The organism is Microbispora sitophila (genome assembly GCF_014892245.1).
In the GTDB taxonomy this organism is placed as follows: domain Bacteria; phylum Actinomycetota; class Actinomycetes; order Streptosporangiales; family Streptosporangiaceae; genus Microbispora; species Microbispora siamensis.
Window position 1 is genome coordinate 192842 of sequence record NZ_JADBGC010000009.1, and the last position, 12284, is coordinate 205125.

General features: G+C 73.1%; 14 protein-coding genes. 10 read left to right on the plus strand and 4 right to left on the minus strand.

All coding sequences use genetic code 11. The features are described 5' to 3' along the window. Window positions 1-33: 33 nt before the first annotated feature. Window positions 34-1227, minus strand: coding sequence for a sensor histidine kinase (locus tag IL992_RS18450; RefSeq protein ID WP_319018644.1), 1194 nt, complete (start codon window positions 1225-1227; stop codon window positions 34-36). A gap of 135 nt (window positions 1228-1362) precedes the next feature. Here IL992_RS18450 and IL992_RS18455 point away from each other — a divergent pair, with 135 nt between their 5' ends. From IL992_RS18455 to IL992_RS18470, 4 genes are read left to right on the plus strand one after another with little or no spacing between them, the layout of a single operon-like run. Then, window positions 1363-1977, plus strand: a complete 615-nt coding sequence (locus IL992_RS18455; RefSeq protein WP_193204592.1) for a class I SAM-dependent methyltransferase — start codon at window positions 1363-1365, stop codon at window positions 1975-1977. Next, entirely contained in the window at window positions 1970-2680 is a 711-nt protein-coding gene (locus IL992_RS18460; protein ID WP_193204593.1) for a DedA family protein, read from the plus strand. Before IL992_RS18455 ends, IL992_RS18460 begins: the two co-directional genes overlap by 8 nt. Continuing rightward, complete coding sequence (locus tag IL992_RS18465) at window positions 2677-2997, plus strand: hypothetical protein (protein WP_193204594.1); 321 nt, start codon at window positions 2677-2679, stop codon at window positions 2995-2997. The genes IL992_RS18460 and IL992_RS18465 overlap by 4 nt, the downstream gene beginning before the upstream one ends. A gap of 55 nt (window positions 2998-3052) precedes the next feature. Continuing rightward, the gene (locus IL992_RS18470) at window positions 3053-3322 is read left to right on the plus strand and encodes a hemerythrin domain-containing protein (RefSeq protein WP_193204595.1); all 270 of its coding nucleotides are present in this window, start codon (window positions 3053-3055) and stop codon (window positions 3320-3322) included. A gap of 10 nt (window positions 3323-3332) precedes the next feature. Here IL992_RS18470 and IL992_RS18475 read toward each other — a convergent pair whose 3' ends face one another. Continuing rightward, complete coding sequence (locus IL992_RS18475; protein ID WP_193204596.1) at window positions 3333-4226, minus strand: LLM class flavin-dependent oxidoreductase; 894 nt, start codon at window positions 4224-4226, stop codon at window positions 3333-3335. A 23-nt stretch (window positions 4227-4249) separates the two neighbouring features. Here IL992_RS18475 and IL992_RS18480 point away from each other — a divergent pair, with 23 nt between their 5' ends. Both IL992_RS18480 and IL992_RS18485 read left to right on the plus strand, forming a co-directional pair. Continuing rightward, entirely contained in the window at window positions 4250-5095 is an 846-nt protein-coding gene (locus IL992_RS18480; protein WP_319018645.1) for a phosphotransferase family protein, read from the plus strand. Window positions 5096-5114: 19 nt separating this feature from the next. Then, window positions 5115-5372: a TFIIB-type zinc ribbon-containing protein gene (locus IL992_RS18485; protein ID WP_079319226.1), complete on the plus strand. Its 258-nt coding sequence runs from the start codon at window positions 5115-5117 to the stop codon at window positions 5370-5372. Window positions 5373-5440: 68 nt separating this feature from the next. On the opposite strand, the gene IL992_RS18490 is transcribed toward IL992_RS18485, so the two are convergent. Together IL992_RS18490 and IL992_RS18495 are read right to left on the minus strand one after the other, a co-directional pair. After that, window positions 5441-6406: a hypothetical protein gene (locus IL992_RS18490; RefSeq protein ID WP_193204598.1), complete on the minus strand. Its 966-nt coding sequence runs from the start codon at window positions 6404-6406 to the stop codon at window positions 5441-5443. Between the two features lie 43 nt (window positions 6407-6449). Then, window positions 6450-8033, minus strand: coding sequence for an ABC-F family ATP-binding cassette domain-containing protein (locus IL992_RS18495; RefSeq protein WP_193204599.1), 1584 nt, complete (start codon window positions 8031-8033; stop codon window positions 6450-6452). A gap of 365 nt (window positions 8034-8398) precedes the next feature. On the opposite strand from IL992_RS18495, the gene efeU reads away from it, so the two are divergent. The 4 genes from efeU to IL992_RS18515 are packed head-to-tail and all read left to right on the plus strand — an operon-like array spanning window position 8399 to window position 12188. Continuing rightward, window positions 8399-9241 (plus strand): iron uptake transporter permease EfeU, encoded by an 843-nt coding sequence (gene efeU / locus IL992_RS18500; RefSeq protein ID WP_193204600.1) that lies wholly within the window; start codon window positions 8399-8401, stop codon window positions 9239-9241. Between the two features lie 15 nt (window positions 9242-9256). Further along, entirely contained in the window at window positions 9257-10393 is a 1137-nt protein-coding gene (gene efeO / locus IL992_RS18505; protein WP_193204601.1) for an iron uptake system protein EfeO, read from the plus strand. Next, window positions 10390-11661 carry an iron uptake transporter deferrochelatase/peroxidase subunit gene (gene efeB / locus IL992_RS18510; RefSeq protein WP_319018646.1) on the plus strand — a complete coding sequence of 424 codons (1272 nt, stop codon included), beginning with the start codon at window positions 10390-10392 and terminating at the stop codon, window positions 11659-11661. Before efeO ends, efeB begins: the two co-directional genes overlap by 4 nt. Window positions 11662-11711: 50 nt before the next feature. Then, window positions 11712-12188, plus strand: coding sequence for an RrF2 family transcriptional regulator (locus IL992_RS18515; protein WP_193204602.1), 477 nt, complete (start codon window positions 11712-11714; stop codon window positions 12186-12188). The last annotated feature ends 96 nt before the right edge of the window (window positions 12189-12284 follow it).

The following is a 12284-nucleotide window of genomic DNA, read 5'->3' on the forward strand; positions in this document are numbered from 1 at the left end:
GCAGGGTGGGGCCGCCCGGCGGGCTCGACAGCATCAGCCTGCCCTCGACCGCGGAGACGCGGTCGGCGAGCCCGGCGAGCCCGGTGCCGGCCGTCGCGTCCGCGCCGCCCACTCCGTCGTCCCGGATCTCGACGGTGAGCAGCCGGCCGTCGAGCCGGCCCCGCACCCAGGCTTGCTCGGCTCCGCTGTGCTTGGCCACGTTGGCCAGGCCCTCGCTGACGACGAAGTAGGCGACCGACTCCACCGGTTCCGGCAGCCGGGGACGTCCACGTCGACCTCGACCGGGACGGGCGACCGGTCGGCCAGCTCGGCGACCGCGGCGGGCAGCCCGCGGTCGGCGAGGATGCGGGGATGGATACCGCGGATCAGGTCGCGGATCTCCGCGAGGGCGAGCTTCGCCTCCTCGTGTGCCCTGGCCACGAGCTCGGCCGCCTCCTCTCCCCGGGAGACCTTTGCCAGGCCGAGCGTCATGGTCAGCGCGACCAGGCGCTGCTGCGCGCCGTCGTGCAGATCGCGCTCGATGCGCCGCCGCTCGACCTCGAACGCCTCGACAAGGCGGCTCCGGGAGCGGGTCAGCTCGGCGAGCCGCTCGCCCGACTCGGCTTTCGTGGACGTGAGCAGCAACCGGGCCAGCAGGGCGTGCGCGGTCGCGAGGGCGGTGATCGGGTAGGCCGCCAGCACGAGCACCGCGACTCCCAGGAGCGCGGCGGCGAACGCCTCGGTGAGGGAGTCGAGCGGCCAGAACTTCAGCAGCACGATGGGCCCCGCCTCCGCCACGCTGATCGGGGCGCAGATCATCACGAGCGGTGCCAGGAGGCCGTACGTCAGGGCGATCAGCTCGATCGGGCCGAGCACGACGGCCAGCAGGCCCGTGTAGGCGAGGGCCCGCCATGTCGCCTGCTCCCGCAGGCGCGTCCCGAGCCATCCGCGCGGACCCGGGCGCGCGGGGCGGTGGGGGCTCGGCGCGGGCTCGGCGTCCATGATCCGCAGCCGCCGGCGTTCGACCGCGCCCAGCGGCACGGCGGCGACCACCGGGACCGCCAGCAGCGGCACGCCCACCAGGAAGACGGTGAGCAGCGCCCCGGCGGTCAGCGAGACGACCAGCGACGCCAGTACGACCACACCGACGACCGCGCCCGTCACCAGGTAGGCGAGGGCGCGCCAGGGCAGCGAGGTCGCCAGCAGGTCCTTGCGGGCGACGGCCTGCCACGAGCCGTTGGGGCGCACCCGACCCACCCTAGAGGCGGTCCGTGCCCGGTCGAAGACGGCCAGGCCCACCTGTGGAGGTAGGGCTGGCCATACCTCCGCGAGTAGGCCGGGGCGGCTGGCGGGCGCGGATCCCGCACCGGTCTGATGGGCCGCATGAACGAGACAGTCCGGCAGGTCTCCGATCTGAGGGCGTTCGCGGGCGTGGCGCTGCGCCGGCAGGGCGTGGTGGGAGCCGTGGCCCCGAGCTCGCGCTCGCTCGCGCGGGCGCTCACCGCCGTCGTCCCGACGACCGGCCCCGCAGTGATCGTGGAGCTCGGCCCGGGCACCGGCGCGATCAGCGAGGCCATCCGGGAACGGCTCGCCCCCGGCTCCCGCCAGCTCGCGGTCGAGATCGACCCGGGGATGGTGGCGCACCTGCGACGCGCCCGGCCCTGGCTGGACGTGCTCCAGGGCGACGCGGCCCGCCTCGGTGCGCTGCTGGGCGAACGGGGAGTCTCCCGGGTCGACGCCGTGGTCAGCACGCTGCCGTGGACGCTCTTCCCCGAGGACGTGCAGGAGTCGATCCTCGGGGAGGTCGGGCGGGTGCTGCGCCCGACGGGGGCGTTCACGACGGTGACCTACCTGCCCGCGGTGCCGCTGGCCCGGGCGCGGCGTTTCCGGCGGCGCCTGCGCGCCGCCTTCGACGAGGTGCTCACGACCGGGCCGGTCTGGCGCAACGTGCCGCCCGGCCTGGCGTACGTGTGCCGGAGGCCGGTGGGCCGTGACTGAGCTGCTCGGCCGGCTTCCCGCTCCCCTCGTGCTCGGGGTCGCGGCGATGCTGATCGTCGCCGAGGCCGGCACGCTCGCCGGGGTGGCGCTGCCGGGGACGAGCGTTCTGGTGGCCCTCGGCTGCCTCACCCGCCTCGGCGCGCTGCCGTTCGCCGGGACACTCGCCGTGGCCGTGGCGGCCGCCGTCGCCGGCACGCAGCTGTCGTACGCCCAGGGCCGCAGACGTGAGGGCGCCGCCTCCATCCACCCTCTGGTGGGCCGGTTCGCCCCCGCCGCGTGGGCGCGGGCCCGCCGCATGGTGGCGAGGAGAGGCGCCTGGGCCGTCGCGGGCGGTCAGTGGCTCGGCGCCGCGCGCACCCTCGTGCCGAGGCTCACGGGCTGGGCGGGTGTGCCGTACGGAGCCTTCGCCCGCGTCAGCGTGCCCACGGCGGCGGCGTGGGCGACGACCCTCGTGACCCTCAGCCGGTTCGTCCCCGACCTCGTGGACGCGATGCCCGCCCACCTGGCCGTCGCCGGGCCGCTCGCCGTGGGGGTCGTCCTCGTCGTGTCCCTGGCGGTCACGGAGCGAGGGCGTGTTCCGCGCGGACGCGTTCCAGGAAAATCGCGGAGACCGCGAACATCGGCAGGCCGCCGGACATCCAAGACAACGAGACCGGAGGGGAGGGGCCCCTCCGGGGTTATCCGGCGAAAGGAAGCATCATGATCCTACGGGGGATCCGCAACGGCGCCGTGACCCTGTCCGCGGCGGCGCTGCTGACCGCCGCCGCCGCCGCTCAGGCCGGCGCCGCGTCCGCCGCCCCGGCGTCCGTGAGCGCCGCGAGCTGCGCGCGCGTCAACCACTCGTCCGGCTACGTCACCCAGACCGTGAAGGTCACCAACAACTGCGGCTACACCGTCTCCTTCTCCGTCCGGCGGGTGGGGCCCGACAGCCCCTGCTACATCGTCCGACCCGGTCACTACCGGACGTACAAGTGGGGCAACGGGCTGAACTACCAGGGCATCAGGTGGAACTGCTCCTGAGCCGCGTCGCGGACGCCCGCCTGAGCGGGCGTCCGCCCGGTAACGACAACGCCGTATGAGGCGCCCGGCGCCCCAGTGCCGGACGCCCCAGCGCGCGGCGTCGTCCGAGGTGCTGGCCCGGCTCCGCCGCGAACACCGGGTCGTGGGGCGGATCCTCGCGCGGAGCCGCGCTCTGCTCGACAACGCCGCCCCCGGAGTGGACGCTCCGGAGGTCGCCGCCGAACTCGATCGCCTCGCGGCGGAGCTGGAGGCCCACCTCGACTACGAGGAGGAGCTGCTCGTGCCCCTGCTCAACCAGATGGCCGAGATTCCCGAAGGACTCTAGGCCGTGCGGCTCATCGGGGGGCGAGGGCTTCCAGGGCCTCCTCCGCGCGGCGCATGGAATCGCGGGGGTCGGCCTCGGGGTTGCCGATCTCCGGGTCGAAGTTGAGGTCGTGGAAGACCTCGGTCACGCCCTTGGCCGCGAGCGCCTCGACGTCCTGCCTGATCTTGTCGTACGACCCGGTCAGCGGGCCCTCGTCCCCGGGGCGGACGCGGGTGACGCCGCGGACGACGAACCGCAGCGCGCCGGGGTCGCGGCCCGCCCGCCGGGCCGCCTCCTTCACGATGGCGATCTGCTGGTCGATCGTGTCCAGGTCGGCGCGGCTGGAGCTGATCCAGCCGTCGGCGATCCGCCCGGCCCGCTCCAGCGCCACCCGGGCCGTGCCCCCGAGCATCACCGGCGGCGGCGTGGCCGGTTTGGGGTCCTGGTGGGAGGGCGGCACCTCGTAGAACTCGCCCTTGTGCTCGACGACGTCCTCGGTCCACAGCCGCCGCAGCAGGCCGACGTACTCCTCACCGCGCCTGCCGCGCCGCTCCATCGGCACGCCGGAGGCGGCGAACTCCTCGGGCAGCCAGCCGAGCCCCAGGCCCACGTCGAGCCTGCCGCCGGACACCTCCTGCAGGGAGGCGAGCTGCTTGGCCATCAGGACCGGGGAGACGAAGGGCAGGTTGAGCACGGCCACCCCGAGCCGTACCCGCTCGGTCACGCCCGCCAGGTACGCGAGCGCGACGACCGGGTCGTGCACGCTCCGGTAGACCGGCCCCATCGGGTTGCCGACGGGATAGAGCAGACGCTGGAACGTCCACACCCCGTGGTAGCCGAGTTCGTCCGCGCGGCGCGCGATCCGCCTCATGTTCTCCGGCGTCGCCCACGAGCCCGACACCGGCACCGAAAACCCAATCCTCATGAGGGCACCCTAGGGTGTCCCCCGTGATCGAGGAACTGGCGCGGCTGGCGCGCCGCGACGGGCCGGTGACGGTGCTCAAGCAGACCCGCGTGCTCGTGGTCAGGGCCGGGGACGTCGTCGTCAAGGCCCATCCCCCGGACACCGACGAACACGCCCTGCGTGCCCGCCTCGACACCGCCGGGAACCTGCCCGGCGTCATGCTGCCTCCCCTCGGCCTCGAACGGCTGGGCGGCAGGCTCGTCACGATCTGGCCCGCCGGCGAGCCCCTCACCATCGCCGACGTCGACGCGGGGACGACCCCGTGGGAGGAGGGCGGACGGCTGCTCGCCCTGCTGCACGCCCGGCCGGCTCCCGCGGGGCTGCCGCCCGCCGGGGGACCGTCACGGCTGCCCAGGGCCATGGCCGACCTGGCGGCGGCCGGCGTCCCGGACCAGGTCGCCGCGCCCATCAGAGCGGCGTACGCGACGCTGCCGCCGGTCAGGGAGGGCGGCACGCTGACGCACGGCGACTGGCACCTCGGCCAGATCGTCCGGCACGACGGGGCGTGGCTGCTCATCGACCCCGACGACCTGGGCGCTGGCGACCCCGCGTGGGACCTCGCCCGCCCGGCCGCGTGGTACGCCGCCGGCCTGCTCGACCCCCGGGACTGGGAACGCTTCCTCACCGCCTATCTCGCGACCGGCGGGACCGCCGTCTCCGCCGAGGACCCGTGGCGGGAACTCGACGGGCCGGCCCGGGCGTTGACCGTCCAACTGGCCGCGACGGCGGTGGCCACGGCGGCGCGGGCGGGGGAACCGCCCGACGACGCCGCCGAGGCCCTGGTGTCCGCCTGTGTGAGGATCGTCGCGGCCACGGAGGCCGAGACCTGACCGAGGGAGAGTTCGTCACATGGAGTGCCCCAAGTGCCGTGGCCGGATGCGGACGTTCGACCGCAACGGGGTCCACATCGAGCAGTGTGACAACTGCCGGGGGATTTTCCTCGACTACGGCGAGCTGGAGACGCTGACCCGGATGGAGTCCCAGTGGGCTCAGCAGCACTACGCTCCCCCGCCGCCGGCGCACGGTGGGCCCGCCTGGGGCGGCCACCACGGGGGCCACTACGGCCACCGGCGCAACAGCTGGGTCGGCATGCTGTTCTCCAGCTGAGCCCCTTCCCAGAGGCTTCAGAAAGAGGCCGCGGCCCGGATCCGGGCCGCGGCCTCTGCCGTGTCCGGTCATGCCGGGAAGGCGTCCGGGTCCACCTCGCTCGTGGTGGCGTTCCCGCCGAACACGGCGTCGAGGGTGAGCGTCCAGTCCTTCCAGCTCACGCCGCCGCCCGAGTAGAGGGTCCGGAACGTCAGCGGGTCGTCGAACTTGGAGAAGCCGCAGTTCCTGGTGAAGGCACGGCTGCTCCTGTCGTAGTCCACCCCGGTGGTGAAGTAGACACGGTAGGTGCCGTCCTTGATGTTCGCGACCTTCGCGCTCGACCGCTTGCGCACGTAGAAGCTGACCGCCTTGCGCCCTCCGCGCACGAGCGTCACCACGCCGTCCTGCGCGCCGCCGTTCTGCACGGTCAGGCTGCTCCGGCCGCCCCGGATCGCGGAGAGCAGCATCGTGCCGTTGCCGAGGCGGCGGGCGCGCTGGGCCGGCGGCTTGATCTGGACCACCGGGTAGTCTCCGGCCTTCGCGAGGTCGCCCGCGGACGCCCTGAGGGCCTTGAACTCGCCCGACCGGCCGAGCCTGGCCAGCACCGCCGTCCCGTTGCACAGGGCGTGCGACGTCACGTCCTCGTCCAGCGCGCCGAGCCTGCCGTTCAGGCCGCGCAGCGCCGCGACGTAGTCGGTGTGCTCGGGGGCGACGTCCGCGGGAGGCCGCAGGCCCCCGAGCCGCTCCAGCGCGGATTCCAGGGCGCTTTCCGCCCGGCCGATGCGCTGGTGGAGCGACCGGAAGGTCCGCGCCTTGGCGATGGCGGCGAGCGTCGTGCGGGCGGGGCGGCCGGCGGCGTCGAGCGCGCTCCGGTACGCCTCCGGGGTCAGCGCCGGCGGGCCTGAGGAGGCGGCGGACGGCGCCGCCTCCTCGCCGGAGACGGCCTTTCCCGATCCGCCGGGCGATGCCGTGCAGGCCGCGAGCGTGACGGACGCGGCCAGCACGGCGACGGCGCCGGCCGGGACGGTGCGCGAGAAGGTCCGGGGGGAGATCACGCGAAACACTGTCAGCCGGTGAGCGGACGCTGTCAACACGTATTCACGCCGACGACGTCATCCCCTCCGGGCCCAGGGTGAGCCACCGGGTGATGCCGATCGACTCCAGGAACGGCAGGTCGTGGGAGGCCACCACGAGCGCTCCCCGATAGGCCGACAGCGCCTGCGCGAGCTGGCGCACGCTGGCCAGGTCGAGGTTGTTGGTCGGCTCGTCCAGCAGCAGGAGCCGCGGCGCGGGCTCGGCCAGCAGCAGCGAGGCCAGCACGGCGCGGAACCGCTCACCTCCGGAGAGCGTGCCGGCCGGCCGTTCGGCCCGTGCGCCCCGGAACAGGAACCGGGCGAGCCCGGCCCTGACGGCGTTGACCGACGCCGCGGGCGCGACCGCCCGCACGTTGTCGACCAGACTGAGCGCGTCGTCGAGCACGTCGAGCCGCTGCGGCAGGTAACGCACCGGGACGCCTCGACGGACCGAGCCCTCGCCCGGCGGGATCTCCCCCAGGATCGTGCGCAGCAGCGTCGTCTTGCCCGAGCCGTTCGGCCCCAGCAGGGCGACCCGCTCCGGGCCGCGGACGATCAGGTCGCCGATCGGCCCGGCGGCCGTGCGCAGGCCGTCCAGTTCGAGCACGGTGCGCCCGGCCGGCACCTCCGTGGCGGGCAGTTCCACCCGGATCTCGGCGTCGTCGCGCACCGCGTCCTCCGCCTCGGCCAGCCGCTCGCGGGCGGCCGCCACCTTCTCCTCGTGCATCAGCCGGTGCTTGCCCGCCGAGACCTGGGCCTGGCGCTTGCGCTCCTGCATGATGATCTTGGGCTCGCGCTTCTGCTCGTACATCTTGTTGCCGTAGCGCACCCGCCGGGCCAGCTTGGTGTGCGCCTCGGCCAGCTCGCGCCGCTGGCGGCGCAGGTCGCCCTCGGCCGCGCGGACCATCCGCTCGGCGGCCTCCCGCTCGACCGCGAGCACCTCCTCGTACTCGCTGAGCGTGCCGCCGTACGTACGGCGGGCGGGCAGGTCGGCGATCTGGTCCACCAGGTCGAGCAGCGTGCGATCGTGGCTGACGACCACCAGCGTCCTCGTCCACGACGAGACGGCGTCGTACAGGCGTCGGCGCGCGTCGAGGTCGAGGTTGTTGGTCGGCTCGTCAAGCAGCAGCACGTCGGGCTCGGCGAGGAAGCGTGCGGCGAGGCCCACCATGACGGTCTCGCCGCCCGAGAGCGTCGCGACCGTCCGGTCGAGGTCCACGCCGGTCAGCCCGAGACGGTCGAGCTCGGCCCGGGCGCGCTCCTCGACGTCCCAGATCACCGCGTCGTAGTTCGCCTCGCTCAGGTCGCCCCTCTCGATCGCGTGCAGCGCCTCCCGCGCGGGCGTGATCCCCAGCAGGTCGGACACCGTACGGCTCGCGCCGAGCGGGAGGTTCTGCGGCAGGTAGCCCAGCCGCCCGGTGACCGACACCGAGCCGCCCGTCGGGGTCAGCTCTCCGGCGATCAGCTTGAGCAGCGTGGACTTGCCGCTGCCGTTGACGCCGATGAGCCCGGTCCGGCCGGCGCCGAAGGTGAAGTCGAGCTCCTCGAAGACGGGCGTCCCGTCGGACCAGGAAAACGACAGATCCGTACAGACAATGGAATGAGACATGAAGCGGCTCCGGGTATCCCCAAGGGCGAAATGGTGAACAAACGCACGGAGACACCGCGGGCACGGGCCGCGAGGCGAGGGTCTGCCTGAGGTCGCTGCGCCGGACCACCGATGGCGGCCGTGGGCGCGGTGTCGGGACCTCAGAGCTCCAAGTGACCCTCCAGGGTGCGGCGGCAGGACGTCCGTCACGATAACGGGGAGCGGAGATGGGACGCCACCGAATTAATCCACCGCCCGCCGGGGCGTCGCCTCAGCCGCCCCTGAAGGTGACAAAAGTCCTACCCCGCTCCACGAGTTCGGGACCTTGTCGGTAAGGTGAACCTGCCCTAACTTAGGTAAGGCTTACCGAGCGTCCGGAGGACGATGTGTTCGCGAGTTACCTCATCGGCCTTCGCGAGGGCCTTGAGGCCACTCTTGTGGTCTCCATCCTCGTGGCCTTCCTGGTCAAGAGCGACCGCCGCGAACGGCTGCCCATGGTCTGGGCGGGCGTCGGCGTGGCCGTCCTCCTCTCCGTCGCGTTCGGCGCGCTGCTGACCTTCACCGCGGCCCACCTCGCCACCCAGCAGCAGGAGATGTTCGACGCCGTGACGTCCCTGGCGGCGACCGTCTTCGTCACCTTCATGATCTTCTGGATGCGCACGGCGGCCCGCAAGATGTCGGGCGAGTTGCGCGAGAAGATGGGCGCGGCCCTGGAACTCGGGGCCACCGCCGTGGTCGTGGTGGCGTTCCTGTCGGTCGCCCGCGAGGGACTGGAGACCGCCCTGCTGTGGTTCGCCGCCGTCCAGGGCGCGACCAGCAGCGCGAGCCCGCTGATCGGCATCACGCTCGGGCTGCTCACCTCGGTCGCGCTGGGCTGGGGGCTGTACCGCAGCGCCCTGCGGATCAACCTCACCAAGTTCTTCACCTGGACGGGCCTGCTGCTGGTCCTGGTCGCCGCCGGGATCTTCAAGTACGGCGTGCACGACCTGCAGGAGTCGGGGCTGGTGCCCGGCCTGAACACCTACGCCTTCGACATCAGCGGCGTGCTCGACCCCAGCGCCTGGTACTCGACGCTGCTGAGCGGGATGTTCAACATCACCCCGCAGCCCAGCGTGCTGGAGGCCGTCGCCTGGGTCGTCTACCTGGTTCCCGTCCTCATCCTGTTCCTGCGGCCCGCGGCCAAGACGCCGGCGAGTCCCGCTTCCAAGTCTCCCCAGCCCGCTTCCTGACCGGAGTCCACCGACATGCGCACCCCCACCGTCCTGGCCGCCGCGGCGCTGGCCCTCGCCGGCCTCACCGCCTGCTCGTCCACGGGCTCGGGCACCACGACCGAGGCGGCCGCGGCCGGCGACGGGAAGATCACCGTGGCCGCCACCGACACCGAGTGCAAGGTGGCGAAGTCCGACCTGGCCGCCGGCACCTCGACCTTCTCGATCACCAACAACGGCACGAAGGTCACCGAGTTCTACGTGTACGCCGCGGGCGACCGGGTCATGGGCGAGGTCGAGAACATCGTGCCCGGCCTGACCCGCGAGGTCGTGGTGGAACTCCCCGCGGGCGTGTACGAGACCGCCTGCAAGCCCGGGATGACCGGCAAGGGCATCCGCGGCCCCCTCAAGGTCAGCGGCGAGCACAAGCCGCTCACCGGCGACGCCAAGCTCGCCGAGGCCGTGGCCAGCTACAAGCGCTACATCAAGAGCCAGTCCGACACGCTGCTCGACAAGACCAAGGAGTTCACCGAGGCGGTCAAGGCAGGCGACGTGGCCAAGGCCAAGGAGCTCTACCCGGTCGCCCGCACCTACTGGGAGCGGATCGAGCCGGTCGCCGAGGTCTTCGGCGACCTCGACCCGGCCATCGACGCGCGGGAGAACGACGTGGCCGACGGCGAGGAGTGGACGGGCTTCCACCGCATCGAGAAGGACCTGTGGGTCAAGAAGGACGTCGGCGGCGACGGCCCGATCGCCGACAAGCTGATGACCGACGTGAACACGATCGTGACGAAGTCCGCGACGGTCGACCTCTCCCCCGTGCAGCTCGCCAACGGCGCCAAGGGGCTGCTCGACGAGGTCGCCACCGGCAAGATCACCGGCGAGGAGGACCGCTACTCGCACACGGACCTGTGGGACTTCGACGCCAACCTGCAGGGCTCGAAGGCCGCCGTCCAGGCGCTGCGGCCGGTGCTCGAGGAGCGTGACGCCGAGTTGGTGAAGACGCTCGACGCGAAGTTCGCCGACGCCGAGAACGCGCTCGCCGCCCACCGCAGCGGCGACGGCTGGAAGCTGCACACGGATCTGTCCAAGGACGACCTCAAGGCGCTGTCCGACGCGATCAACGCCCTGGCCGAGCCGATCAGCAAGGTGGCCTCGGTGGTGGCCCGGTGACCCGGAAAAGCACAGCGAGCGGCACGGGGATCAGCCGCAGACGGCTGTTCGGCCTCGGCGCGGCGAGCGTGGCCGCCGTCGGGGCCGGCGCCGTCGTCAGCCGGTCGTTCGCGGAGGAGCCGGTCGCCCACGCGGCCTCCACCTCCGACCCCGTGCCCTTCTACGGCCCGCACCAGGCGGGCGTCACCACGCCCGCCCAGGACCGGCTGCACTTCGTGGCGTTCGACGTGATCACGAAGAAGAAGGCCGAGCTGGTGGAGCTGCTCCAGGAGTGGACCGCCGCCGCGGCCCGGATGACCCAGGGCAAGGACGCGGGCACGTTCGGCGCCGTGGGCGGGGCGCCCGAGGCGCCGCCGGACGACACCGGCGAGGCGCTCGGCCTGCCCGCCTCCGGCCTGACGCTGACCGTCGGCTTCGGCCCGTCGCTGTTCGACGAGCGGTTCGGCCTCGCCGACCGCAGGCCGCCCGCACTGGCCGACCTGCCCGCCTTCCCCGGCGAGGACCTGCAGCCCGGGATCTCCGGCGGGGACATCTGCGTGCAGGCGTGCGCGCACGACCCGCAGGTGGCGGTGCACGCCATCCGCAACCTCGCCCGTATCGGCTTCGGCAAGGTCTCCGTCCGCTACTCGCAGCTCGGGTTCGGGCGCACCTCGTCCACCTCACGGGCGCAGGCGACGCCGCGCAACCTCATGGGCTTCAAGGACGGCACCAACAACCTCAAGCTCGAGGACACCGCCATGCTGCGCGACCACCTGTGGGCCGCGCCCGGCGACGGCCCGGCCTGGATGGACGGCGGCACCTACCTGGTGACCCGCAAGATCCGGATGCACATCGAGACCTGGGACCGCGCCCCGCTGGCCGAGCAGGAGGCCATCTTCGGCCGCGACAAGGGCAAGGGGGCGCCGCTCACCGGGCACGGGGAGTTCGACGCGCCGGACTTCGCCAAGAAGGGCCCGGACGGCACGCCGGTGATCGCCGGCAACGCGCACGTACGGCTCGCGCACCCCGACGCCCACGGCGGCGCGCGGCTGCTGCGGCGCGGCTACAACTACGTGGACGGCTCCGACGGCCTCGGGCGGCTCGACGCCGGCCTGTTCTTCATGGCCTACCAGCGTGACCCCCGCAAGCAGTTCGTCCCCATCCAGCGGATGCTGTCCCAGAAGGACGCGCTGAACGAGTACATCAAGCACGTCTCCAGCGGCCTGTTCGCCTGCCCGCCCGGGGTGGCCGACGGCGGCGACTACTGGGGCCGCACGCTGTTCGCCTGACACCGCCCCCGCCGCCTCCGCGAAAAACCGGGACGTGTATAGTCCCGGTTATGCGGATGGGCGAGGGCGTCGAGTGGGGCCTGCACTGCTGCGTGACGCTGGGCTGGCTCGACGACCAGGCCCCCGTGTCGATCCGCCGCCTCGCCGCCTGGTTCGACCTGCCGCAGGAGTACCTGAAGAAGCGGCTGCAGCCGCTGGCCCGCGCCGGGATCCTCACCTCCACCCCCGGCGTCCGGGGCGGCTGGTCGCTCGCCCGCCCACCGGAGCGGATCACGGTGATGGACGTCGTCACCGCCGTGGAGGGGCCGCTCGAGGCGTTCCGCTGCACGGAGATCCGCAAGCGCGGAGTGAGCGGGCGTGACGCCGGCCCCGAGTTCGACCGGCCCTGCGGCATCTCCAGCCTGATGCGCCGGGCCGAGCTGGCGTGGCGGCGCGAACTGGCCGGCCGCACGATCGCCGACCTGATGGAGCAGGCCCCCGCGGGCGCGGCGCGCACCCGCCGCAACTACGGCCGCATGACCGACTGATCCCCCACCTTGGCACGGAGAATTCTCATGGACAAAACAGGGACGTTGGATGTCCCGATTAGCCCCCGCGAGGCCGCACCCCGAGGACTCGGCTCG